This window comes from Bradyrhizobium sp. 27S5 (genome assembly GCF_037217225.1).
Classification (GTDB): domain Bacteria; phylum Pseudomonadota; class Alphaproteobacteria; order Rhizobiales; family Xanthobacteraceae; genus Bradyrhizobium; species Bradyrhizobium septentrionale.
Window position 1 is genome coordinate 2,594,022 of record NZ_CP147714.1, and the last position, 24,699, is coordinate 2,618,720.

At 64.7% G+C, this 24,699-nt stretch carries 21 protein-coding genes and 1 pseudogene; 10 read left to right on the forward strand and 12 right to left on the reverse strand.

What is annotated here, in order from left to right:
- Positions 1 to 57 precede the first annotated feature (57 nt).
- Complete coding sequence (locus WDM24_RS12140) at positions 58 to 1,230, forward strand: fumarylacetoacetate hydrolase family protein (RefSeq protein ID WP_338831383.1); 1,173 nt, start codon at positions 58 to 60, stop codon at positions 1,228 to 1,230.
- A gap of 593 nt (positions 1,231 to 1,823) precedes the next feature.
- On the opposite strand, the gene WDM24_RS12145 is transcribed toward WDM24_RS12140, so the two are convergent.
- From WDM24_RS12145 to WDM24_RS12155, 3 genes are read right to left on the reverse strand one after another with little or no spacing between them, the layout of a single operon-like run.
- Positions 1,824 to 2,132 carry a putative quinol monooxygenase gene (locus WDM24_RS12145; protein WP_338698067.1) on the reverse strand — a complete coding sequence of 103 codons (309 nt, stop codon included), beginning with the start codon at positions 2,130 to 2,132 and terminating at the stop codon, positions 1,824 to 1,826.
- Positions 2,133 to 2,157: 25 nt separating this feature from the next.
- Positions 2,158 to 2,916: a glucose 1-dehydrogenase gene (locus WDM24_RS12150; protein ID WP_338831384.1), complete on the reverse strand. Its 759-nt coding sequence runs from the start codon at positions 2,914 to 2,916 to the stop codon at positions 2,158 to 2,160.
- Between the two features lie 32 nt (positions 2,917 to 2,948).
- Positions 2,949 to 3,344: a (R)-mandelonitrile lyase gene (locus tag WDM24_RS12155; RefSeq protein ID WP_338831385.1), complete on the reverse strand. Its 396-nt coding sequence runs from the start codon at positions 3,342 to 3,344 to the stop codon at positions 2,949 to 2,951.
- A gap of 272 nt (positions 3,345 to 3,616) precedes the next feature.
- On the opposite strand from WDM24_RS12155, the gene WDM24_RS12160 reads away from it, so the two are divergent.
- Positions 3,617 to 4,510 (forward strand): LysR family transcriptional regulator, encoded by an 894-nt coding sequence (locus tag WDM24_RS12160; protein ID WP_338831386.1) that lies wholly within the window; start codon positions 3,617 to 3,619, stop codon positions 4,508 to 4,510.
- Positions 4,511 to 4,579: 69 nt separating this feature from the next.
- Here WDM24_RS12160 and WDM24_RS12165 read toward each other — a convergent pair whose 3' ends face one another.
- The 3 genes from WDM24_RS12165 to WDM24_RS12175 form a co-directional block, all read right to left on the reverse strand.
- Complete coding sequence (locus WDM24_RS12165) at positions 4,580 to 5,341, reverse strand: glucose 1-dehydrogenase (protein ID WP_166297872.1); 762 nt, start codon at positions 5,339 to 5,341, stop codon at positions 4,580 to 4,582.
- Between the two features lie 17 nt (positions 5,342 to 5,358).
- On the reverse strand, positions 5,359 to 6,144 hold the full coding sequence (locus WDM24_RS12170; protein ID WP_414645710.1) for a carboxymuconolactone decarboxylase family protein: 786 nt from the start codon (positions 6,142 to 6,144) through the stop codon (positions 5,359 to 5,361).
- Positions 6,145 to 7,237: 1,093 nt separating this feature from the next.
- Positions 7,238 to 7,699 carry an Lrp/AsnC family transcriptional regulator gene (locus WDM24_RS12175; protein WP_029078130.1) on the reverse strand — a complete coding sequence of 154 codons (462 nt, stop codon included), beginning with the start codon at positions 7,697 to 7,699 and terminating at the stop codon, positions 7,238 to 7,240.
- Positions 7,700 to 7,841: 142 nt separating this feature from the next.
- Between WDM24_RS12175 and WDM24_RS12180 the strand changes: the two genes are divergently transcribed.
- Positions 7,842 to 10,208: a transketolase gene (locus WDM24_RS12180; protein ID WP_338831387.1), complete on the forward strand. Its 2,367-nt coding sequence runs from the start codon at positions 7,842 to 7,844 to the stop codon at positions 10,206 to 10,208.
- A 301-nt stretch (positions 10,209 to 10,509) separates the two neighbouring features.
- Positions 10,510 to 11,943, forward strand: a complete 1,434-nt coding sequence (locus WDM24_RS12185) for an aldehyde dehydrogenase family protein (protein WP_166297870.1) — start codon at positions 10,510 to 10,512, stop codon at positions 11,941 to 11,943.
- A 229-nt stretch (positions 11,944 to 12,172) separates the two neighbouring features.
- On the opposite strand, the pseudogene WDM24_RS12190 reads toward WDM24_RS12185, so the two are convergent.
- Positions 12,173 to 12,969, reverse strand: a pseudogene (locus WDM24_RS12190) (SMP-30/gluconolactonase/LRE family protein).
- 124 nt (positions 12,970 to 13,093) lie between these two features.
- On the opposite strand from WDM24_RS12190, the gene WDM24_RS12195 reads away from it, so the two are divergent.
- A complete protein-coding gene (locus WDM24_RS12195; protein ID WP_338831388.1) occupies positions 13,094 to 13,915 on the forward strand; it encodes an NAD(P)-dependent oxidoreductase in 822 nt (273 codons plus the stop codon).
- On the opposite strand, the gene WDM24_RS12200 is transcribed toward WDM24_RS12195, so the two are convergent.
- Together WDM24_RS12200 and WDM24_RS12205 are read right to left on the reverse strand one after the other, a co-directional pair.
- Positions 13,916 to 14,485, reverse strand: a complete 570-nt coding sequence (locus tag WDM24_RS12200) for an invasion associated locus B family protein (RefSeq protein ID WP_338698091.1) — start codon at positions 14,483 to 14,485, stop codon at positions 13,916 to 13,918.
- Between the two features lie 34 nt (positions 14,486 to 14,519).
- On the reverse strand, positions 14,520 to 15,212 hold the full coding sequence (locus tag WDM24_RS12205; RefSeq protein ID WP_338831389.1) for a GntR family transcriptional regulator: 693 nt from the start codon (positions 15,210 to 15,212) through the stop codon (positions 14,520 to 14,522).
- 171 nt (positions 15,213 to 15,383) lie between these two features.
- Here WDM24_RS12205 and WDM24_RS12210 point away from each other — a divergent pair, with 171 nt between their 5' ends.
- The 4 genes from WDM24_RS12210 to WDM24_RS12225 all read left to right on the forward strand — a co-directional run bounded on the left by WDM24_RS12210 (position 15,384) and on the right by WDM24_RS12225 (position 20,202).
- Positions 15,384 to 17,087 carry an IlvD/Edd family dehydratase gene (locus WDM24_RS12210; protein WP_338831390.1) on the forward strand — a complete coding sequence of 568 codons (1,704 nt, stop codon included), beginning with the start codon at positions 15,384 to 15,386 and terminating at the stop codon, positions 17,085 to 17,087.
- A 164-nt stretch (positions 17,088 to 17,251) separates the two neighbouring features.
- Positions 17,252 to 18,253 (forward strand): TRAP transporter substrate-binding protein, encoded by a 1,002-nt coding sequence (locus WDM24_RS12215; RefSeq protein WP_414645711.1) that lies wholly within the window; start codon positions 17,252 to 17,254, stop codon positions 18,251 to 18,253.
- 27 nt (positions 18,254 to 18,280) lie between these two features.
- Complete coding sequence (locus WDM24_RS12220) at positions 18,281 to 18,865, forward strand: TRAP transporter small permease (RefSeq protein WP_166297864.1); 585 nt, start codon at positions 18,281 to 18,283, stop codon at positions 18,863 to 18,865.
- Positions 18,862 to 20,202 carry a TRAP transporter large permease gene (locus WDM24_RS12225; RefSeq protein ID WP_166203448.1) on the forward strand — a complete coding sequence of 447 codons (1,341 nt, stop codon included), beginning with the start codon at positions 18,862 to 18,864 and terminating at the stop codon, positions 20,200 to 20,202. The genes WDM24_RS12220 and WDM24_RS12225 overlap by 4 nt, the downstream gene beginning before the upstream one ends.
- 7 nt (positions 20,203 to 20,209) lie before the next feature.
- Here the strand turns inward: WDM24_RS12225 and WDM24_RS12230 are convergent, their stop codons facing one another.
- Positions 20,210 to 21,001, reverse strand: coding sequence for an enoyl-CoA hydratase/isomerase family protein (locus tag WDM24_RS12230; protein WP_166307077.1), 792 nt, complete (start codon positions 20,999 to 21,001; stop codon positions 20,210 to 20,212).
- 258 nt (positions 21,002 to 21,259) lie between these two features.
- Between WDM24_RS12230 and WDM24_RS12235 the strand changes: the two genes are divergently transcribed.
- Positions 21,260 to 22,477, forward strand: coding sequence for an NAD(P)/FAD-dependent oxidoreductase (locus WDM24_RS12235; RefSeq protein ID WP_338831392.1), 1,218 nt, complete (start codon positions 21,260 to 21,262; stop codon positions 22,475 to 22,477).
- A gap of 102 nt (positions 22,478 to 22,579) precedes the next feature.
- Here WDM24_RS12235 and WDM24_RS12240 read toward each other — a convergent pair whose 3' ends face one another.
- Together WDM24_RS12240 and WDM24_RS12245 are read right to left on the reverse strand one after the other, a co-directional pair.
- Entirely contained in the window at positions 22,580 to 23,515 is a 936-nt protein-coding gene (locus WDM24_RS12240) for a ribokinase (RefSeq protein WP_338831393.1), read from the reverse strand.
- Between the two features lie 133 nt (positions 23,516 to 23,648).
- Entirely contained in the window at positions 23,649 to 24,542 is an 894-nt protein-coding gene (locus WDM24_RS12245) for a sugar kinase (RefSeq protein ID WP_338831394.1), read from the reverse strand.
- Positions 24,543 to 24,699: the final 157 nt, after the last annotated feature.

Here is a 24,699-nt window from a genome sequence, read left to right on the forward strand (position 1 = left end):
GTTTCACGCAGTCGGCGGGACTGTGCTAACAAGCGCCAACAACAATGGGAGACGCCGATGATTTCGCTCACGCCAAAAGACGTCCTGCCGGAGGACGCGACCGCCGGCACGCTGGTCGGACGGGTCTGGCTGCCGCAGGCCGGCGGCCCGGCCGTAGTCGCGGTGCGGACGGACGGCGTGTTCGATGTCACGGCACGGTTCCCGACGGTGAGTGCGCTGTGCGAGGAGAGCGATCCCGCCGCGGCGCTGCGCACGACCAAAGGCGAGCGGCTCGGCGATTTCGACGCGATCCTCGCCAACACGCCGCCGGATCGCCGCGACGGCGCAAAACCGCATCTGCTCGCGCCGGTCGACCTGCAGGTGCTGAAGGCCGCCGGCGTCACTTTCGCGATCTCGATGCTGGAGCGCGTGATCGAGGAGCGGGCGCGCGGCAATCCGTCCTCGGCGGAGGCGATCCGCACCGAGGTGGTGCGGCTGGTCGGCGACGATCTCTCCAAGCTGAAGCCCGGCTCCGAGCAGGCGATGAAGCTGAAGCAGGTGCTGATCGACCAGAACGCCTGGAGCCAGTATCTGGAGGTCGGCATCGGCCCGGACGCGGAAGTGTTCACCAAGGCGCCGACGCTGTCCTCGGTCGGCACCGGCATGGATGCCGGGCTGCATCCGAAGTCGACCTGGAACAATCCGGAGCCGGAGGTCGTGCTCATTGTTTCCGGCGCCGGCAAGATTGTCGGTGCCGCGCTCGGCAACGACGTCAATCTGCGCGATTTCGAGGGCCGCTCGGCGCTGCTATTGTCGAAGGCCAAGGATAACAACGCCTCTTGCGCGATCGGCCCGCTGCTCAGGTTGTTCGACCAGACCTTCTCGCTCGACGACGTCAGGAAGATGGATGTCGGCCTGACCGTGAAGGGCGCGGACGGTTTCGTGCTCGAAGGCCATTCCTCGATCTCAAAGATCAGCCGCGACCCGACCGACCTGGTCGCCCAGACCATCGGCCCCGTGCATCAATATCCCGACGGGTTTGCGCTGTTCCTCGGCACGATGTTCGCACCCGTCAAGGACCGCGACGCCAAGGGTGAGGGCTTCACCCACAAGCGCGACGACATCGTCACCATCGAAGCCCCTCAGCTCGGCAAGCTCGTCAACCGCATGCGCAGCAGCGACGAATGCGAGCCCTGGACCTTCGGCGTCGGAGCGCTGATGAAGAATTTGGCGCAGCGCAAGGTACTGTGAGGGCGCGGGCAGAGCGCAGGGTGGGTTAGCCGACCACGTCCGCCGTAGCTCAACGAGCTAAGGCGGAAGGCGTAACCCACCATCTTCGCCGCGAGCGACACGGTGGGTTGGATTGCTTTTGCGTCTCCGGAGACTCGCGCAGCGCAAGCGCACTTAGCTCGAACATGTTCGGAAACCTGCGCGGCAGGTTGATCGCGCGCTGGAACTTGAGGGCGCCGCGCGGGGGAACTTTGGCATTGCCACTTTTTCCCGATTTGTGTGATCTGCTTCATGCTCGCCCGCGCATGATCCGTGTCAGCATATCGGCTGGGACGCGAACAGAAGGAGTCGCGGACATGCGCGAATGGTCAAAGGGACTGCCCGATTGGCTTGCAACGGATATGCTGGTGATTGCCGTCGCACTGGCCATCATCGTGACCGGCGTATGGATCGCGCCGTAGCTGGGTTGTTGCGCCGTCGTTCAGCCGATCTGGCGACCAGCTTCATGCCGACGGTCGGACGCCTGCTCAGTCGTAGCCCTGGACCTTCGGCGCCGGTGCGCTGATGAGGACCATGGCGCAGCGCAGCTGCTCTAGCGAGCGCTGCCTTCGCCCTCAGCGAGACGGGGAAAGCTCGGTCAGCTTGAGCGACCGCACCATGTGCGCGGTCGCGGCCTTGTATGTCAGGAAGTGCGGCGTCACGAGATGCGCCTGGTAGGCTTCGGCATTGGCGTACATCTCGAAGATGACGATGCGGGCCGGATCGTTCCTGTCCGGCACCGCATGCAGTGTCAGAACGCCGGGCTCGATGCGCAGCGCGGTTTCGATCTCCTGGCTGAGCGCCGCCATGTAGGCGTCGCGATGCACAGGATCGATCTCGATCTCGGCGAGGCGGATGCAGGGGATATCGGGCGCCTCTCGCATGGCCGCGTCCGTCCGCGTTGGCCGGTCAGTGCGCAACGAAGCCGCCGTCGACGGGCAGCGCAACGCCAAGGATCAGGCTCGCGGCAGGACTGCATAGCCAGAGTACGGCGGCGGCAACCTCGTCGGGCTTGCCCATCCGGCCGATCGGCTGCTGCTTCAGAAATTCCTTCATCGCGTCGGGATCGATGGCGTCGCCCATCGGCGTCTCGATGCAGCCTGGGCAAATCGCGTTGACCCGGATGCCTTCGGCGGCGACATCAAGCGCGGCGCTCTTGGTCAGGCCGATCACACCGTGTTTGCTGGCGTGATAGGCCGCGCGGCCGGGCAAACCCACCAGCCCACCGAGCGACGAACAGTTCACGATGGCGCCGCTGCGCTGCCTCTTCATCTGAAGCAACTCGTGCTTCATGAAGGTCCAGACGCCGCGCAGGTTCACTTGCTGCACGTCGTCGTACCCGTCGCCGGTTTCCTCGCTCATCGGGCACATTGGGCCGAGAATGCCGGCATTGTTGTAGGCCATGTCGAGCCGGCCGAACTGCGCGACCGCGCGATCGACCGCAGTCTTGGCGAGCCTCTCGTCCGACACGTCACCAACGATGGCGATCGCTTTGGCACCGGCGGACGTCAGCTCTCCTGCGACGGCATTCAGTTGCTCCTCGCTGCGGTCGACCAGGACGACGGCAGCCCCGGCCTCGGCGAACGCCCTGGCGGTGGCGGCACCCATGCCGGAGCTCGCGCCGGTGACGAGGGCGACTTGGCCGGCGAAGTTATATGTGGGGTTCATGGTGGATTTCCTTTCATGCCGTCGCGCCCGGATCACTTGCGGTATTGCTCGTCGCTGACCTTCTCCAGCCAGTCGACATTCTTGCCGTCGCGCGATTCCGTGATGGCGATATGCGTCATTGCGGTCGTCGCGGTCGCGCCATGCCAGTGCTTCTCGCCGGGCGGAAACCAGACGACGTCACCGGGACGAATCTCCTCGACGGGGCCGCCCGCGCTTTGCACCCAACCGAGACCTGACGTGACGATCAAGGTCTGGCCGAGCGGATGGGTGTGCCACATGGTGCGGGCGCCGGGCTCGAAGGTGACGTGGCCGCCGTTGATGCGGGCGGGATCGCCGACCTGGAACAGCGGATCGACGCGGACCGCGCCGGTGAACCAGGCCTCAGGCCCCTTGCCTGAGGGGCGTGAGCCGCTGCGTTTGATTTCCATCACTCCGATCCTTTTCTCGGTCATGTCCAGTGCGGCCGCAGTGACGGCAAGGCCGCGGCGTGAAGCCCCAACCAGGAGGCCACCCGCAACCGCCAGTACGTGCCTTCGCGTCACCGCAGCGCCTTTGCCGCGCGTCCGATCGATCCATGGACCATGGTTCCGTCTGCTCACGCGGCGACACTATCGAGGTCGCCGCCTGCGCTGGATTTAATGCATGCGGCTATGGCGACTAGCCGCTATAATCGGCATGGACTTAGAAACAGGCTCGATAAATGAAGCGCGGCCATCTCGATGATCTCTCGGCCTTCGTAATCGTCGCCCGCGAGGGCAGCTTCACCAAGGCCGCCGCCAAGCTCGGCGTTTCGCAATCCGCGCTCAGCTACACCATCAAGCAGCTCGAGGCGCGCCTGAAGCTGCGTCTCCTGACCCGCACCACGCGCAGTGTCTCGCCGACTGCGGCAGGCGAGCGGCTGCTGCGCAGCATCGGTCCGCGCCTCGCGGAAATCGAGGCCGAACTCGTGGCCCTGAGCGAACTGAGCGAAAAGCCCTCCGGCACCATCCGCATCACCGCCACCGAATACGCCACCAACGCCGTGCTGCTGCCGAAGCTTGCCAAGCTTCTGCGCTCGTATCCGGACATCAAGGTCGAGATCATCTGCGACTACGGCCTGACCGACATCGTCACTGAGCGCTTTGACGCCGGCGTGCGCGATGGCGAGCAGGTCGCCAAGGACATGATTGCCGTGCGCATCGGCCCCGACGCACGCATGGCGGTGGTCGGGTCTCCGTCCTATTTCCGGTCTCGACGCGAACCGAAGAAGCCGCAGGAACTGGTCGAGCACAATTGCGTCAATCTGCGCCTGCCCACCCATGGCGGGCTCTACGCCTGGAAATTCGAGAAGGGGGCGCGGGAACTCAAGGTGCGTGTCGAGGGCCAGCTGTTCTTCAACACCACGAGCCAGATGCTGGAAGCTGCGCTCGCGGGTCTCGGTTTGACCTACCTGCCGGAAGGCCTGGTTCAACCGTACATCAACAAGGGCCGCCTCAAGCGGGTGCTCGAGGACTGGTGCGCTCCCTATCTGGGCTACCATCTCTATTACCCGAGCCGGCGCCAGCCGTCTGCGGCATTCGCGCTGCTCGTCGAAGCGCTACGGCATCGCGACTAGCGCGCTGGTTATTCGCTCGCTGCGGGCTTGGTTCACCTCAAGGGAGAGGTAAAGCTCCGATGGCTGCTCTCATCGGATCGTATACCCGCCATCCACCGTCAGCGCATGACCGACCATAAAGCTTGCGGCCGAGCTGCACAGCCAGAGCACGGCGTTCGCGATCTCCTCGGGACGGCCGAGCCGGCCGATCGGGACGTCCTTCAGCATCGCGCCAAGGGCGTCGGCCTGGGTTTGCATCATCCTGTCGAGCATCGCGGTATGGATGATGCCTGGGCAAACGGCGTTGATCCGGATGCCTCTTGCCGCATAGTCCAGCGCCGCGCTCTTGGTCAGGCCAAGCACGCCGTGCTTGGAGGCCTGGTAGCTTCCGCGTTTCGCGCCGCCGACCAATCCTCCGATCGACGAGCAGTTGACGATGGCGCCATTGCCTTGCCTCAGCATCTGGCGCAGCTCGAACTTCATGCAGCTCCAGACACCGCGGAGATTGACACCCACGACGCGGTCAAAATCCTCCCGCGAGGCCTCCGCGGCTTCCGCGATCACGTTTTGAACGCCGGCGTTGTTGTAGGCGGCATCGAGCCGCCCGAAGGTGGCGACCGTCTGCTCCACCGTTGCTTCGACCTCCGCATCGTCGGCGACGTCGCATCGAATGGCGAGAGTTTTGTGCCCCCGGGCGGATAATTCCGCGGCGGCGGACGCCACCGCCATTTCGTTGGTGTCGGCCAGCACCACCGCTGCGCCCGACTCGGCAAAGGCCTTCGCCGTCGCAAGGCCGAGCCCCGATCCCGCGCCGGTGACAAGGACAACCTGGTTGTCGAACGATATGTTCATGACGGGTTCCTTTGGCCTCAGCGGGGACGTTTTGCGAACACATCTTTCGCGACGGGCATCGCCGAAAACACATTCGGCCAGCCGACATAGAACGCCAGTTGCGTGATCGCCTCCGAAGCCTCGGTCTGGGTCAGGCCGTTGTCCAAGGCACGGTTGAGGTGCGGCGTCAGCTGCGCGGTCTGCCCGTTGGCGATCAGGGCGCTGACGGTGACCATGCTGCGATCTCTCGGTGCGAGATCCGGTCGCAGCCACAGATCGCGGAACAGTACGTCGGTGGTGTATTGCACGACCCCCGGAAACGTCGCGCCGAACTGCTCCTCGACGAATGTGGCGCGTTGTGCTTCGGCCGCTTCGTTGATCGGCAGCAGGGTCACGGCAACGGCGGGCAGCTCTTCGGCGCCGATGTTGCGGGCGGCGAAGACGTCCTTTGCAACAGCGACCGCCGACATCGCATTCGCCCAACCGGCATAGAAGGCGAGGTGCGTGATGATCTCCGAAATCTCGCGAGGTTTGACGCCGTTATCGAGCGCCAAGTTGAGATGATACGGCAGCTCGATGGTCTGGTTGCGCGCGATCAGGGCCGCCAGCGTGACGATGCTGCGGTCGCGCGGCGCGAGCCCGGGGCGTTTCCAGACATCGCCGAGCACGCGGTTATGAGTGTAAGCGTCGAGCGCGGGAGCGACCTTGCGCACATCGTCGGAGGTCAGCATCGGCTTCGATCCGGTCATGACGGTCTCCGTTGTGGTCGCTGGTGCCATTGACGCCAGCGACAGCAATGCGATGGCGGCGATGTGAAGCTTCACGGGGAATCTCCTGTGATGGACATCCCGGGTAACGGTCTGCTCGGGTGGATTTTCGGCGAACCAAGTTCCCGCCGTCGCGAGAGGAATTGTCCTGCGAACCGATCGAGGCGGTCGTTGTCTGTCGGAGCTGTTATATGGAACGGCCCGCCATGCGATTAGATGGGTGAATTCGTATGGACTTATGAAAACGGCTTATGAATTGCCGTGGAGACCGCGAGATTGAATATCGGATTCCCGGCACGCGATTGGATTTCGGCCAAGCAAATGAGCCTTGCGCCCGTGCCGATGCTGCAGCGGGTGTGTTGCCGAATGCCAATCACTGAGTTGCCCGACGGCGCAAGCCCCCACTGCAAAAATATTTCGCTTTATCAGAAGCGCAACTCGGTGTTATAGATTGCCCCGTCTCACCCGATCGAGGGGCGCTTCGCGATCGTCACGAACGCGGTGTGGGATGCGGTGGACGCCGATCATGCAGGCGACGAACGCATGTGAGGCGGACGGTGAAGTCGTGCAGGCCTGACGCCCTAGTGGTAGGTGTCTTATTAGCGGGAAGCGAAGTCTCTCGCTGATGACGGTGACAACCAAGCCAAGTCTCGCCGGGGCGAGCACGTATAAACCGTAACCCATCGCGCAGGGAAAGCCGGATTGCTCCGGTTACACCTGTGGTCCTACCCCCGAGCTTTCTACCTTTTGCTCGGGGCCCATGGGTGCAATCGGCACCCGGCTTTCCCTGCGCCCTCTTCGAGAGAGGGCGGAACGAGATGCAAAGCTCGGACAGATCATGTCGCGAGAATGCAAAGCTGCGTCCCACCTACACCGTCATCGCCCGGCTCGACCGGGCGATCCAGTACGCCGCGGCCCCTCGGCTTAAGCGCAGGCGTCTCTGGAATACTGGATCACCTGCAAGCGCGGGTGATGACACTGAACAAGCTGTTTGACAGTTGAATCAGAACTCACTCCGTCATCCTGAGGAGCGGCCTCTTGGCCGCGTCTCGAAGGATCGACGGCCACCAGCGGGGCCGTGCACCCTTCGAGGCTCGCTGCGCTCGCACCTCAGGATGACGGGTTGACTGTGATGCGCGGGAAGCCAGCCCTACACCGGCAGCGCGGTCGAGTACTTCACCTGGCTCAGCGCAAAGCTCGACTCGATCGAGGCGATGCCGTCGAGCCGGGTCAGCTTGTTCTTCAGAAATGCTTCATAGGAGGAGAGGTCGGCGGCGACGACGCGCAGCAAATAGTCGCGGTTGCCGGTCATCAGGTAGCACTCGAGCACCTCGTCCCATTTCGAGATCGCGCGGGCGAAACGATTCAGGTCTTCCTCCTTCTGCCGCGCGAGCTTGATCGAGATGAAGACCGAGACATGCAGCCCGATCGATTTCTGGTCGACGGTTGCGATGTAGCGAGAGATCACGCCGCGTTGCTCGAGCAGCTTGACCCGCCGATGGCACGGCGACACCGACAGCCCGACCTTGTCGGCCAATTCCTGCATGGTCATGCGGCTGTCGGTCTGGAGCAGACTCAGGATCTTGCGGTCGATGGCGTCGAGGGCAGGCATTGAGATGAACTCGTTGGTTGCGGCCGGATCGTGGGAATTTATCCCAATTTTTCCTGTGCTGTCGCGTAGAATTGAGATTTTCGTCGGCCCCCGCAGCAGTAACATCACAGATATCGCCCGGAGCATCGCCAGGAACATCGTCATGGGAATCGCGCCTGAACGCCTCGACATGCTCACAGCCCTGGCCCGCAAGGTGCTGTGGCTGTCGTCGTGGACCATCCATCACGCCAACCACGTCAGGCAAAACACCGACGGGTTGAAGGTCGGCGGCCACCAGGCCTCATCGGCCTCACTCGCCAACATCATGTCGGCGCTGTATTTCTCCGTGCTGCGGCCGCAGGACCGCGTCGCGGTGAAGCCGCATGCGAGCCCGGTGTTCCACGCCATCCAGTATCTGTTCGGCCACCAGACCCGCGACAAGCTGGAGAATTTCCGCGGCTACAAGGGCGCGCAGTCCTATCCGTCGCGCACCAAGGACGTCGACGACGTCGACTTCTCCACCGGCTCGGTCGGTCTCGGCGTGGCGCAGACCTTGTTCGCCTCGCTGGTGCAGGACTACGTCAAGGCGCATGGCTGGATGAAGGACCGGCCCGAGGGCCGCATGATCGCGCTGGTCGGTGACGCCGAGATGGACGAGGGCAACATCTTCGAGGCGCTGCTGGAAGGCTGGAAGCATGGCCTGCGCAACACCTGGTGGGTGGTCGACTATAACAGGCAGTCGCTCGACGCCGTGGTGCGCGAAGGGCTGTGGGCCAAGTTCGAGACCATGTTCCGCAATTTCGGCTGGGACGTGGTGATCGTGAAGTACGGCAAGCTGATGCTGGAAGCGTTCGCCGAGCCCGGCGGCGAGGCCTTGCGGCGCTGGATCGATAATTGTCCGAACCAGATGTACGCGGCGCTCTGCTTCCAGGGCGGCGCGGCGTTCCGCAAGCATCTGCACGACGATATCGGCGACCAGGGCGAGGTGACGGCCCTGATCGATCGCCGCAGCGACGACCAGTTGCTGGCGCTGATGTCGAACCTCGGCGGGCACGACATGGCGAGCATGATCGAGGCCTTCGAGGCTGTCGATCACGACCGCCCGGTCTGCTTCATCGCCTACACCATCAAGGGCGTCGGCCTGCCGATGCAGGGCCACAAGGACAACCACGCCGGCCTGATGACGGTCGCGCAGATGGAGAAGTGGCGCGCCGCGCAGAACATCCGCACCGGCCACGAGTGGGACAAGTTCGAGGGCCTGTCGCAGGAGCCTGCGAAGCTCGAGGCGTTCCTGGCGCAAGCGCCGTTCAACCGCGAGGGACGCCGCCGCCTGTCGGCGCCTGAAATCGATGTGCCGGAGCGGCTCGCCTTCAAGGCCTCGGCGCAGATGTCGACGCAACAGGGCTTTGGCCTCGTGCTGCACGAGCTGGCCCGCGGCGACAGCGAGCTGGCCTCGCGCATCGTCACCGCGTCGCCCGACGTCACGGTGTCGACCAATCTCGGCGGCTGGGTCAACCGCCGCGGCCTGTTCGCGAAGGCGGAGAACCACGACCTGTTCCGGCAGGAGAAGATCCCGTCCGCCTTCACCTGGGAATATTCGCCGAAGGGGCAGCACCTCGAGCTCGGCATCGCCGAGATGAACTTGTTCATCATGCTCTCGGCGCTCGGCCTGTCGCACCAGATCAATGGCGCGCGGCTATTGCCGGTCGGCACGCTGTACGATCCCTTCATCGAGCGCGGCCTCGATGCGCTGAACTATGCCTGCTACCAGGACGCCCGCTTCATGGTGGCGGCGACGCCGTCGGGCATCTCGCTGGCGCCGGAAGGCGGCGCGCATCAGTCGATCAAGACGCCGCTGATCGGGATCGGGCAGGACGGACTCGCCTCGTTCGATCCGGCCTTTGTCGATGAACTTGCCGTGATCATGGGCTGGGGTTTTGGCCACATGCAGCGCGAGGGCGCCGAGGGCGGTTCGGTTTACTTGCGGCTCTCGACACGAACGCTGGAGCAGCCGCAACGGATCATGACGCCGGACCTGCAGCGCGACATCACTGATGGCGCCTACTGGATGCGCAAGCCGGGGCCGAACTGCGACATCGTCATTGCCTATACCGGCACCGTCGCGCCGGAGGCGATCGAGGCGGTCGGCCTGATCGGCGAGAGCCACCGCGACGTCGGTCTCCTGGCGGTAACCTCGGCCGACCGGCTCTATGCCGGATGGTCCGCCGCACGGAATTTGCGGCGTGACCGCCGCGGCGTGCAGCATTTGAGTCATATCGAGCGCATGCTGGCGCCGCTCGGCCGCGACTGCGGCATTGTGACCGTGATCGACGGCCATCCGGCCTCGCTCGGCTGGCTCGGCAGCGTGCGCGGCCACCGCCTCGAGGCGCTCGGCGTCGAGCATTTCGGCCAGACCGGCACGATCGGCGACCTCTATCGCCACTACGGCATCGATGCCAACGCCATCATCGACGCGGCGGAAAGCCTCTCCGTCGGAGCGCCGGTGCGGCATCGCAAGATGGCGGTGTGATTTGCAATGGGCCCCGGACCAGCGTCGCAACGCTTCGCGCTGCGCCGCATCCGGGGCACCAAAGCGGTCGGCCAGGGAGGTGTTTGTGTCCCGGACGCGTCGCGGTACGGAGTGACGCGACGCAGAGCCGGGACCCATTTGGCGCATGCCTTGCCACCACTCGGGCGGCTACCTTATATCCCGTGGGCGTGCACGAGCCGCGCCCCGCATATGGCGGGTTCAATTCGCCGGGCTTTCGTGCAAGGATGCCTGCCGAACGCTTTCGTTCCCCATTCCATACGCCCCGTACAAGAGGTTTCCGATGGTCAATCGCATGCAATTCTACATCGACGGCGCCTGGGTCGATCCCGTCGTCAAAGGCAAGTCCACCCCTGTCGTCAATCCGGCGACCGAAGAAGCGATGTACGAGATTGCGCTCGGCTCCAAGGCCGATGTCGACAAGGCAGTCGCCGCCGCCAAGCGCGCGTTTGAGACGTTTTCCCAGACCAGCCGCGAGGAGCGCGTCGCGCTGCTCACCAAAATCATCGAGGTCTACAAGGGCCGCATGAAGGAGATCGGCGCCGCCGTCTCCGACGAGATGGGCGCGCCGCTGCCGATGGCGGAGAAGCTGCAGGCCGGCGCCGGCCTCGGCCATCTCATGAACACCCTCGAAGTGCTCAAGAAGTACGAGTTCGAGGAGACCATGGGCACCGCCGTGATCGTGCGCGAGCCGGTCGGCGTGATCGGCATGATCACCCCCTGGAACTGGCCGCTCAACCAGATCGCCTGCAAGGTCGCGCCCGCGCTCGCCGCCGGCTGCACCATGATCCTGAAGCCGTCGGAGTTCACCCCGACCTCAGCGCTGATCTTCGCGGAAATCCTCCATGAAGCCGGCGTGCCGAAGGGCGTGTTCAACCTCCTCAACGGCCTCGGCCCGGAGGTTGGTGCTGCGATGAGCGAGCACCCGGACATCGACATGATCTCGTTCACCGGCTCGACCCGCGCCGGCGTCGACGTCGCCAAGCGTGCAGCGCCGACCGTGAAGCGGGTCAGCCAGGAGCTCGGCGGCAAGTCGCCGAACGTGATCCTCGAAGGCGCCGACCTTGCCAAGGCGGTGACCGGCGGCGTGATGCACATGTTCAACAACTCGGGCCAGTCCTGCAACGCGCCGTCGCGCATGATCGTGCCGCTCTCCAAGATGAAGGAAGTGGCCGCGATCGCGAAGGGCGTCGCAGACAAGACCAAGGCCGGCGATCCGCGCGCCGACGGCACCACGATCGGCCCGGTGGTCAACCGCGGCCAGTGGGACAAGATCCAGGCGCTGATCCAGAAGGGCATCGACGAGGGCGCAACGCTCGTCGCCGGCGGCCCGGGCCTGCCCGAGGGGGTCAACAAGGGCTTCTATGTCCGTCCGACCATCTTCGCCGACGTCACCAACGACATGACGATCGCCCGCGAAGAGATCTTCGGACCGGTGCTGACCATCCTCGGCGCCAAGGACGAGGCTGAGGCGGTGAAGATCGCCAACGACACGCCCTATGGTCTCGCCGGTTACGTCTCGGCCGACACCGTGGAAACCGCGCGCCGCGTCGGCCGCCAGATCCGCGCCGGCAACGTCAACCTGCAGGGCGTGCCGAACGAGCGCTCTGCGCCGTTCGGCGGCTACAAGCAGTCCGGCAACGGCCGCGAGTGGGGCCGCTACGGTCTGGAAGAATATCTCGAGGCCAAGGCCGTCGCCGGCTACAACGCCGCGTAGGCCGATCCACGAGAGACACGATTTCTGGCGCCGGGGCGGATCACCGCTCCGGCGTCAGATGTTTAGAGTGTGTAATTTTAACCGTCGTCCCGGCGAAGGCCGGGACCCATTACCACAGGCCCGCGTTTTGCGAATGATGCGGCCCCAGCCTACCAAGCCAAGATCCATCGGGGGCTATGGGTCCCGGCTCCGTGCGCAATCGCGCACTCGGCCGGGACGACGAAGAGACTTAACCGCCGAGCGCGCCTTGGGTGTTGACGTAGAGCGCATAGATCGACTGGCTCGCCGCCATGAACAGGCGGTTGCGCTTCACGCCGCCGAAGCAAAGGTTGGCGCAGCGTTCCGGCAGCGCGATGCGGCCGATCATGACGCCGTCGGGCGCGAACACGACGACGCCGTCGAGCTCGGGATCACCCATGCCCCAGCCGCACCACAGATTGCCGTCGATGTCGCAGCGCATGCCGTCGGGCGTGCCGGGGCCGGCATCGATGAAGACGCGCTTGTTGGAAATCGTCGTGCCGTCGGCGGAGACGTCATAGGCCAGGATCTTGCGGTTCGGCTCGCCGCGGGATTCCACGACGTAGAGGATCTTCTCGTCCGGCGAGAAGCACAGCCCGTTCGGGCCGAGCACTCCCTCAGCGACGATGCTGGCCTTGCCGGTCGCGGGATCGAGCCGGTAGACGTTGGGCGCGATCTCGGGATCGGCCTTGTAGCCCTCGTAATTGCCGAGCAGGCCGAAGATCGGATCGGTAAACCAGATCGCACCGTCGGATTTCACCACGACGTCGTTCGGCGAGTTCAGCCTTCCTCCCATTTGAGGATGCGCTGGTTCGGGATGTCGCTGCACAACAAATAGCGGCCGTCGCCGAACCACACCGGACCTTCGGCCCAGCGCAGGCCGGTGGCGATGCGTTCAACGGCGGAGAGTTTCAGCCAGTATTTCTCGAAGCGCGGATCGAGCGCGTGGATCGCTGGATCGGGATAGTAGGTCGCGGGACGCCAGCCGGCGGAATGGACATCGGACATTTGCTGTTCTCGTTGTTGTGTTTCGATGGTGTTTCCTTGAGCGCATGGTTTGCTATCATTGTCGGCCTGCGACCGCAATTCGGTCCAATGAATCACTTGGCCAACAGGAAAGACGAGGGACGGAATGGCACGCATATTGATGACCGGCGCATCCGGTGGAATCGGCACGAGCCTGCGCAGGCTGCTGCCGCCGATCTATCCGGACCTGCTGTTGAGCGACATCAAGCCGCCGGCCGATCTCGGCAACAACGAACAATTCAAGGCGGCCGATCTCGCCGACCTCGCAGAGGTCGAGGCGATCTGCGAGGGCGTCGACGGCATCCTGCATTTCGGCGGCTATTCGGTCGAAGGCCCCTGGGATGCGATCCTGCAGTCCAATATCATCGGCTGCTACAATCTGTTCGAGGCGGCGCGCAAGAAGGGCGTCAAGCGGGTGATCTTCGCCTCGTCCAATCACGCGGTCGGCTTCTATCCGCGCCATCACCGCATCGGCACCGAAGTTACCGCGCGGCCGGACAGCCGCTACGGGGTGAGCAAGGTGTTCGGCGAAGGCGTCGGTGCGCTGTACGCCGACAAGCACGGCATCAAGGTGACCTGCATCCGGATCGGCAATTTCGGCGAGGTGCCGCTCGATCACCGCAGGCTGTCGATCTGGCTTAAGCCGGAAGATCTGGTGCAGCTCTGCCGCATCGGGCTCGAGCATCCCGACCTCCATTTCGAGGTGCTGTACGGTGCGTCCTACAATGAGCGCTCGTGGTGGGACAATCACCGCGCCTACGATCTCGGCTATCGCCCGGTGGGCCGTGGCGAGGACTTCCGCGAGCACGCGATGGCCGAGCAGGCCAAGCTGCCGCCGGATCCCGTCGGCGACTATTACCAGGGCGGCGCGTTCTGCAGCATGGAGTTCGACGGCGACAAGGGCAGGGTGATCGACTGGAAGAAGTGATCAGTCCTCGCATTGCGGCAGCTGCTTCACCGCTTCGGTGTGCTCCCGCTGCGGCTCCTTGGAGCCTTGCCCTGACGTCTTGGGCGGGCTCCCGGGCCCGTCGAAAGTCTCGGCGAAATGGGTGAGGGGGAAGTTGAGGCTGATGGTCTGCCCGGTCAGGCTCTTGGCCTCGACGGCGATGGTTTGCGCATGCTTCAGCCGCTCGAGCATCTCGCCGTCGGCTTCGAGCGCGCCGCCGCAGCCGAGCGTGTAGCAATGCGGCCTGGCGATCCGGATCGGCTCGTCCTGATCGATCCGCAGGCTGATCGTTCCTTCCAGCATGGTCCGCGTTCCGACATTCGCGCTGACGATCGCGCGCTTGCTGGTCTGCGGCGAAATGCTGATGCTGCCGCCCGACGGCGAACACTGGCCGCGGGCGGCGGCGCCGACGAAGCAGCTTGCCTGGGTCAGGCAGGTCTTGGTCCAGGGCTCGTAGCTGAGCTGCGTCGCGCGCGGGTCGGCCGCTTCACCGACAGTGCCAAGCGCAAGCAGCGCGGCGAACGATCCAATCAACAAGGCCACATGACGCATCGCCGTCTCCTTCACGAGGAGGCCGGGTATCGCGCTATTGCGGCTTTTTGTCGTTGGAGATGCGGACGAGATAGTCCGCCTTGCTGTACTGCATGTGATCGACGCAGAGCTGCGCCAGCGCCCAGCTGTCGCGGCCCTTCAGCAGCTCGATCATCAATTCGTGCTGGCGGCGCGACAGCGCAAGGCCCTCGCTGTCGGCAAGATTCTTCGCGCGCATCGGCAGCGTCAGGTTCATGTAGTCCTGCAATGAGCGCACGAGGTAGGGATTGCCGCAAGCGGAGAACAGGGCGAGGTGGAACGCATCGTTGGTCTCATGGATGCCGCGCATGTCCTGCGCGTCGGCCTTGATGCAGTAGTGCCGTTGCAGCTCGCTCAATTGGTCGATCAGGCCTTCCGGTGCGGGCAGCGCGATCATCAGCGCGGCCTGGCGCGTCAGCATCTCGCGTACCTGGTAGATCTGCCGGACTTCTTCGGCCGAATAGAACCGCACCGTGGCGCCGACATTCTTCTCGCGCAGCACGATGCCCTGGCGCTCGAGCTGGAACAGCGCCTGGCGGACGAAATGCCGGCTCGCGCCGTAGCGCTGCATCAGGGTATCCTCGACCAGCCGCAGGCCGGGCGCGAAGCGGCCGAAGATGATGTCCTCCTCCAGCCGGCGGATCACTTCCGCCTGCTCCTCCTCGCGCGAGGGGGCCTGGATTTCGGGCAATGTGGGCTGGGCTTTCATGTGCTCTGGGCTTCGGATCGATGCCTGAGGTCAGCATGGCGCAATGGTTATTGTCAATAATGGGGGTAATTTTGCCGCAGAGCAGCTACGCCGTCGCGCCGGATTATCTCATATTGACAATAATTCCCACCGCTCCTTAAGTGCGGGCGAACAACCACGGGACACAAGAAAATGGCCGACGGACTTCGCAAGGGACTGACAAGCTATGGTGACGCCGGCTTCTCGCTGTTCCTGCGCAAGGCCTTCATCAAGGCGATGGGCTACTCGGACGATGCGCTCAACCGCCCGATCGTCGGCATCACCAACACCTACAGCGACTACAATCCCTGCCACGGCAACGTGCCGCAGATCATCGAGGCCGTGAAACGCGGCGTGATGCTGTCGGGCGCGATGCCGTTCGTGTTCCCGACCATCTCGATCGCCGAGAGCTTTGCGCATCCGACCTCGATGTATCTGCGCAATCTGATGGCGATGGACACCGAGGAGATGATCCGCGCCCAGCCGATGGATGCGGTGATCGTGATCGGCGGCTGCGACAAGACCTTGCCGGCGCAGCTCATGGCCGCCATCAGCGCCGATCTGCCGACGGTGGTGATTCCGGTCGGGCCGATGGTGGTCGGTCATCACAAGGGCGAGGTGCTCGGCGCCTGCACCGACTGCCGCAGGCTGTGGGGCAAATATCGCGCCGGCGAGATCGACGATGCCGAGATCGAGGCGGTGAATGGCCGTCTCGCGCCGTCGGTCGGCACCTGCATGGTGATGGGCACCGCCTCCACCATGGCCTGCATCACCGAGGCGCTCGGCCTGTCGCTGCCGATGAGTGCGACGATCCCGGCGCCGCATGCCGAGCGCTTCCGTTCCGCCGAGGCCAGCGGCCGCGTCGCCGCCGAGATGGCGAAGACCAAGGGACCGAAGCCGAGCGAGATCCTGACGCCATCGTCGTTCCGCAACGCCCAGGTCGTCATGCAGGCGATCGGCGGCTCGACCAACGGGCTGATTCACCTCACCGCCATCGCCAACCGCTCGCCCTACAAGATCGACCTCGAGGCGTTCGACAAGCTGGGCCGCGAAGTGCCCGTGCTGGTCGACCTCAAGCCGTCGGGCGAGCATTACATGGAGCATTTCCATCACGCCGGCGGGGTGCCGAAGTTGATGGCGCAGCTCGGTGACCTCATCGACCTCGATGCCCGGACCATCACCGGTCAGACCTTACGCGAAGTCGTCGCCGGCGCGGAGGAGGTCCCCGGACAGGATGCGATCCGCTCCAAGGCGAACCCGATCAAGGCCGAAGGCGCTATGGCGATCCTGCACGGCAATCTCGCGCCGCGCGGCGCCGTGATCAAGCAGTCGGCGGCAAGCCCAAAGCTGCTGCAGCACACCGGCCGTGCCGTGGTGTTCGAGTCGGTCGAGGACATGACGCTGCGGGTCGACGATCCCGCGCTCGACGTGACCGCCGACGATGTGCTGGTGCTGCGCAATGCCGGCCCGAAGGGCGCCCCGGGCATGCCCGAGGCGGGCTACCTGCCGATCCCGAAGAAGCTCGCGCGCGCCGGCGTGAAGGACATGGTGCGCATCTCCGATGCGCGGATGAGCGGCACCGCGTTCGGCACCATCGTGCTGCACATCACGCCGGAGTCCGCCGTCGGCGGTCCGCTCGGCCTGGTGCGGAACGGCGACATGATCCGGCTCGACGTTGCCAAGCGCAGCATCGATCTCCTCGTCGACGAAGCCGAGCTGCAGAAGCGTCGCACGGCGCAGGCGCCGGCCGGCACGCCAGATTGGGCCAAGCGCGGCTACGCACATCTGTTCAACGAGACGATCCTCCAGGCCGACGAAGGCTGCGATTTCGACTTCATGCGCGCCAGGGGGAAGTAACCGGCAAATAGCTGGCGTTGTTCGTCACAGCGGTCGTATTGTCGATAATTCCGGCGATGCGGCGCTCAATGGGGCCGGAAGCTGCCTGATTTCTCCTGTTTTATTGATAATCCCGCGGGACTGGTGGGATGATCGCGTCAATCAAAAGCAGGGGGAACGTCGCGATGGGCTATCCAGCCAGAATCGTCGGGATCGCCATGGCCGCGGCAGCGTTGCTGCTGCCGGCGAGCGCTGGCGCGCAGGAGGTCAAGCATTTCCGCTTCGCCTATGACCAGCCGCGCAACACCGGCTATTCGGTCGCCGGCGATCTGTTCGCCGACAAGCTCAAGGAATTGAGCAAGGGGACGCTGATCGTCGATCAATATCCCGGCGCGCAGCTCGGCCAGGAGCCGCAGCTGCTGCAACTTGTGAAATCAGGCGACATCGAGTTTGCCATCATCTCCTCCGCCAACACCGCGACGATCTCGCCGCAGGCCGGCGTGATGTCGCTGCACTTCCTGTTCCGCAACGACGCCCATGTGATCAAGGCACTGGCGGACCCGCAGGTGTTCGACGCCATCAGGACGATGATCGATGAGACCGCCCAGGGCCTGCATGTGATCGGCACCGGCTCGCAGGGCGTGCGGCACATCTACAGCAAGAAGGAAATCCACAACGTCGGCGACCTCAAGGGCATGAAAGTCCGGGTGCAGGCCACCGCGACCGAGGACACCATGTTCCCGGCCTATGGCGCGCAGACCGTGCACATGCCGTTCGGCAGCGTCTATACCTCGCTGCAAACCGGCGTGGTCGAGGCCGCCGAGAACAGCATCAACGTCTATCTCGTCAACAAGCACTATGAGGTCGCGCCCGTGCTGTCGATCACCGAGCACGAGGCCAACAATGCCCTGCTGTTCGTCTCCGACAAGCTCTGGCAGAGCCTCTCCGCCGAGCAGAAGCAGTGGGTGCAGGCCGCTGCGAACGAGGTGAGTGCGAAGGAGCCGCAGAAGGCCTTCGAGCTGGAACGCAACGCGCTGACCAAGCTGAAATCGTTCGGCGTCAAGGTGGTCGAGGACGTGGACAAGAAGGGCTTCACCGCGATCGCCGATCCCTATCTCGACAAGCTCGCCAAGGACCTCGGCCCGCATGCGGAGAAGATCAAGAATCTGATCCGCGCGATCAACTAAAAGCCCGGGTCGACGGGAGCGCGAGCCATGGCGATTGCCGACCGACTGGTGCTGCAACGGCAGCGGCATCTGAAATGGCGGGCGCTGGATCGGCTCGAGCTGATCCTGATGATGCTGTGCGGCCTGTTGTGCTTCGGCTTCTCGCTCTCGGTGACCGCCGATATCGTTACCCGCACCATCGGTCATCCCTGGCTGTGGCTGCAGGAGGTAACCTCGACGCTGTTCATCTATGCGATCTTCATCGGTGCTGCTGTCGCGACAAGGCGCAACGATCATCTGTATCTGACAGCGATTTCGGAGGCGATGCACGGGACGCCGCGGCTGATTGTCGAGATCGTCATCCGCCTTGTCGTGCTGGGCGTCGCCTTCTGCCTGGTCTGGTATGGCTACCAGAACTACCTCCGCGGCTTCGGCAGTTTCCGCCTGCCGTCGGGCACGCCGATCGCGTCGCTCTACGCGGTGATCCCGCTGTCGGGCATCCTGATCGGCCTGTTCACGATCGAGCAGCTCGTCAACGGCGTCCGCAACGGCTTCGATCATCCGGAACCGCCCGATGACGACCTTCCGATTCCGGCGATCAACACCGGCGCGACCACGGGAGCGCAGCCGTGAGCGCACCGGTCGTGCTTGTGCTGATGTCGTCCTGCTTCCTGTTCTTCGGCTATCTCGGCGTGCCGGTGCCGTTCTCGCTGATGGCCGGCGTGTTCGTCGGCGCGCTGCTGTCTGACGTCTCGCTGGCGGCGATCATCCAGAAGATCTTCGACGGCGTCGATTCCGAGGCGCTGCTTGCGATCCCGTTCTTCCTTTTGGTCGGCGAGCTCATGAGTTCGGCCAACGTCGTGGTCCGCATCGCCAACCTGTCGGTCTCGCTGGTCGGCCACATCAGGGGCGGGCTGTCGCAGGTCGTCGTCGTCTTCAGCATGTTCTTCTCGGAGATGTCCGGTTCGACCACCGCTGACGTCGCGGTGATGAGCCGGGCGCTGGGCGGGCCGATGAAGCGGGAAGGCTACGAGCCGGCGTTCATCGCCGCGATCATCGCCTCGGCGTCGACCATCGCGGCGCTGGTGCCGCCGAGCATCACGGCGGTGGTCTATGGCGCGGTCGGCAATGTCTCGATCGCCGGCCTGTTCATGGCGGGCGTGGTGCCGGGGCTGATGATCGGCTTCGGGTTGATGATCTATTGCTATTTCTTCGGACCCTCGGGCCTGCGCAAGCCGCGCGCGCCGCTGCGCCAGATCGCGTTCGCCGCCGGCGACGCCGCGCTGCCGTTGATGATCCCGGTGATCCTGCTGGGCGGCATCCTGACCGGCTGGTTCACGCCGACCGAGGCCGGCGTGGTCGCGGTCGTCTACATCATCGTGGTCGTGATCCCGGCGCTGAACCGCGGGCACTTGAAGAAGATCCCATATGACTTCTGCCTCGCCGGCCTGATCTTCTCGCTGCCGCTGATCACGATCGGGGCGGCGAACGCATTTGGCTGGATGCTGGCCTATCTCCGCGGCGCGATCTACATCGCTGACTGGATTACTTCCATCGCCGGCAACGATCCGCACCTCATCATGCTCTTGATGGTGCTGCTGTTCACCGTGGTCGGCGACTTCATCGAGCCGGTGCCGACCATCATCATCTTCATGCCGCTGGTCAACGCGCTGACGCAGGCCGGCGACATCAACGGCGTGCACATGGGCGTGGTGCTGATCGCAACCCTCGCCTTCGGCCTGATCACGCCGCCCTATGGGCTCGTGCTGCTGATGGCCTCGAAATTCGTCGGCATCAGCTTCGCAAAAGCGCTGCGGGCGGCGCTGCCGATCTACGTCGTGTTCCTGGTGACGATCTGCTTCACGATCTATTTCCCGAAGGTCGTGCTGTGGCTGCCCAAGCAGGTGATCCCGGAATCGGTCGGCTGCTTCAAGGCACCCGGCGGCACCGGCTACATCTGCCCGAACTAACCAACCTCTATTTCGATTTGCTGGTGAACCTCTTCACCGCGATGCGGAATTCGTCCGTGTTCATGCAGCCGATGATCGCGTCGCGCTCGGCGTCGAGTTGCGCCTCGATCGGCGTGGTCGGCGCCTGATGGACCAGCGCCTTGGTGGCGGCGAGCCCGGCCGGGGCGTTCTGCGCCAGCCGCAGCGCGAATTCGCGGGTCGCGGCCTTCAGCTCGGCCGCCGGCACCACCTTGGCGACGAGACCCCATTGCTGGGCCTGCTGCGCGGTAAAGCCGTCCTCGGCCAGGAAGATCTGCAGCGCGCGGCGCGGGCCGACGCTGGCGGCGAGGCCGACGGTGCCGCCGCCGTCGGGCGACACGCCGATCTTGGCGTAAGCCGGCGTGAAGCGGGCGTCCTCGGCGGCGATGCAGAGATCGGCGACGAAGGCCAGTGACAGGCCGGCGCCGGCCGCCGAGCCGTGCACGCTCGCCAGCACCAGCTTCGGCATCCGCCGCAGCGCGGTGATGAAGGCGTGGTAATGCGCGAGCATCTCGCCGACCACCGGGGCGATATTGTTGGCTTCGGCCGCGGCGCCGATGGTCTGCAAATCGCCGCCGGCGCAGAAGGCCCGGCCTTCGCCCTCGATGACCAGCACGCGGACGTCCTTGTTGGCCTCGACCTCGGCGCCGAGCTGTTCGAGCTTTTTGGCAATCGCCATGTCGATCGCATTGAACGCGGCCGGCCGGTTCAGCGTGATGGTTGCGATGGCGCCGTCGATCTGGAGCAGGGCGGGGTCGTTGGGGGAGGTGGGTTCTGGCATATTGAAGACCTTGGGCTTGTTGTTCCCGGCATTTAAGGCCCTGCCGGGAGAGGTGGCAATCCATCCCCTGGCGCGAGGAACGTTTCTGCGCCCCGGATTCGCCCAGAGACCCCCTTGCATCGGCGCGAGCCATGAGGCCAAATAGCGCCGCCTTCGGTACGCAGACACGAGCGCTGTGGGGACGGAGGCAAGCAAGCTAACATCGACAAGAGGAAACGGCATGGGTCACTCCTGCTCGCTCGCATTTGGGTTGTTCCGATGACAGGTGGGGTCATCATCGTCGGCGCCGGACATGCCGGCTTCCAGCTCGCGGCGTCACTGCGCCAGGCCGGATTTTCAGAGCGCATCGCGCTGATCAATGACGAAGGCCATTTGCCGTATCAGCGGCCGCCTTTGTCGAAGGCTTACCTGAAGGGGACCGGCGGGCCGGAGACCCTGATGTTCCGGCCCGAGAAATTCTACCAGGACAACAAGATCGAGCTGATCACTGATCGGGCGCACGCGATCGACCGTCATGCGCGGAAAGTGGCGCTCGGCTCCGGCGCATCGCTCGACTACAGCCATCTGGTGTTCGCGACCGGCGCGCGGAACCGGCTGCTCGATATCCCCAACGCGAAGCTCGACGCGGTCCGCTACCTGCGCATCCTCGACGAGAGCGAGGCGCTGCGCCATTTGATCGCACCCGGCATGCGCGTCGTCGTGATCGGCGCCGGCTTCATCGGGCTCGAATTCGCGGCGACCGCGCGTGGCAAGGGCCTCGAGGTCGACGTGGTCGAGCTCGCCTCCCGGGTGATGGCGCGGGCGGTGACCGCGGAGATCTCCGAGTTCTCGCAGTCTCGCCACAGCGCGGCCGGCATCCGGATTCATCTCGGCGTGCAGGTCACGGCGATCGAGGCCGACGGTGCCAAGGTCACCGGCGTCAGCCTGAGCAACGGCACGCATATCCCGGCCGATCTCGTCGTGGTCGGCGTCGGCGTGCTGCCGAATGTCGAGCTTGCGGGCGAGGCCGGGCTGCCGGTCGCATCCGGCATTATCGTCGATGAGCATCTGTCGACCGCCGATCCGAACGTCTCCGCGATCGGCGATTGCGCGCTCTACACCAGCAAGCGCTTCGGCGGATCGCTGCGGCTGGAGTCGGTGCAGAACGCGACCGATCACGCGCGCTGCGTGGCGGCGCGGCTGACCGGCAAGACCGAGGTCTATGACGGGCTGCCGTGGTTCTGGAGCGACCAGGGCCCCGACAAGCTGCAGATGGCGGGCCTCACCACCGGCTACGATCGCGTCGTGCTGCGTGGCGACCGCGCGCAGGGGGCGTTCTCGGCCTTCTGCTATCGCGGCGACAGTCTGCTCGGCATCGAGTCGGTCAACCGCGCCGGCGACCACATGTTCGGCCGCAGGCTGCTCGGCGCCGGCGGCTCGATCACGCCGGAGCAGGCGGCGGATCCGGGTTTTGATCTCAAGAGCGCGCTGGCGTGACGAACAGATTCGTCGTCCCGGCGAAGGCCGGGACCCATTACCTCAAATCTCAATTGTTGCGCGACGCTGGGGCGGGATCCCGTTCATCACTGAATGCGGTGGTTATGGGTCCCGGCCTTCGCCGGGACGACGTGTGGAAAGAGCGTCCTCCACTTCCCGCGCCGTCGGCATCGCCGGCGCAGCGCCCATCCGTTGCACGCAAATCGAGGCGGCGACGTTGGCGTAGGCCAGCCCGTCGCCGAGCTGCTTGCCGATGGCAAGCTGTGAGGCGAGGGCGCCGACGAAGCAGTCGCCGGCGCCTGTGGTGTCGACGGCCTTGACCTTGCGCCCGGGCACCAGCAGCGGTTGATCCTCGACGAGCGCCAGCACGCCGCGCTTGCCGAGCGTGACGCAGACAATCTTGCCGCGCCCCAAGGTCCGGGCCGCCTCGGAGAAACGCTCCGGCGTGTCGTTGTCCCGCAGCTCCGTTCCGGCGAGGGCGCCGAGTTCGGTCTCGTTGAGGATCAGGATGTCGACGAGATCGAGCAGCGCCCTGTCGGCCTGTTTCGCCGGCGCCGGATTGAGGATCGTGGTGGCGCCGGCGGCGCGGGCGCGCCTGAAGAACGCAGCGATCGCCGGCAGCGGAATCTCGAACTGGCTGACCGCGACGTCACCCTTTGTCAGCACAGGTGCAGCGACATCGTCGGCATCGACCAGCCCGTTGGCGCCGGGAACGACGACGATCGTATTGTCGGCATTGGCAATCGTGATGATCGCGGTGCCCGAATGCGTGCCGGCCGTGTCCTTGACGAGGCTGAGATCGACGCCTTGCGCGGCAAGGAAGGTTCGCAGCTCCTTCCCGAACGCATCGGTGCCGAGCCGGCCGATCAGCGTGGTCGGTATGCCCTGCTTGGCTGATGCCACTGCCTGGTTGGCGCCCTTGCCGCCCGGAAAATACAGCACGGCCTCGCCGGCGACGGTTTCGCCGACCCGCGGATGGCGCTCGGCGGTCGCCACCACGTCCATATTGATGCTGCCGGCGACGAAGACCCGCCCCATGGGCTAACCTCGCCAACGCGCGATGATCGCGCTTTGGCTCCTTTGTTTGCGCATGATCTCCGCGCAAACGCGTTCCGCATTTGTCGCGAGGAAAAACCGCTTCACACTTTTCCGGATCACGCGATCAGCCCGGTCAGGCCTCGGTGCGAAACTCCTGCTTGACCGCCGCGATATCGGCGAGCGTAGGCAGGCCGGCCTCGTTGCCGAGCTTCTGGATCTTGAAGGTCGAAGCGGCGCGCGCGAACTTGAAATGCTCATGCCAGCCTTTGCTCGGGTTCGAAAGGTAAGAGTAGATGTAGGCGCCGTGGAAGACGTCGCCCGCGCCGTTGGTGTCGATCACCCGCTCGCGCGGGATCGGAAACGCCGGCAGCGTGCGCACCGTGCCCGCCTCGTCATACCAGAGCAGGCCGCGCTCGCCCATGGTGATGCCGCCGACCCGGCAGCCGCGGCTCTTCAGATACTCAAGCATCTGCTCCGGCGTCTTGTCCATCTGCTCGCAGAGCCGCTCGGCGACGATCGCGATATCGATAAATGCGAGCAGCTCATGGGTGTTGGTGCGCAGGCCGCCGCCGTCGAGCGAGGTCATGATGCCGTCCTCGCGGCAGAGCCTTGCGTAGTGGATCGCGGCGTCCGGCTGATGGCCGTCGATATGCAGCGCGCGGCAGCCCTTGATGTTCAGCAGCGGAAAGGGATGGATGTGCTGGTCGTCGCGGCAGCGGACAATTGCGCGCTTGCCGTCGTTGGGCATGATGAAGGACAACGAGGAGGAGTTGACCTTACGGGGATGGAACGAGATGCCGTACCTGTCGGCCATGTCCCAGAACATCCGCCCCAGCCAGTCATTGGCCATGGTGGCGATCAGGTCCGGCTGGATGCCGAGCTTGGCGCAGCAGAACGCCGCGGTCACCGCGTTGCCGCCGAACGACACCGCATAGGCGTCGGCGACGTGTTTTTCGTCGCCAACGGGCATGTGGTCGGTGATGAAGGTGACGTCGATATAGGTCTGTCCGATGAAGAGAGCCTGCATTCGCTTTCCGTCGTGGCTTGCTGTGGTCCCGGCCACCATCCAGACTAGAGCATTTTCGGTTCTGATTGAAATCAGAACCGAAGCTCTAGATTCAGGCATTTGCGCGTTTTCTTCACGCGAACCGGTGTCCACTTCGCTCGAAAACGTTTTGGCACCG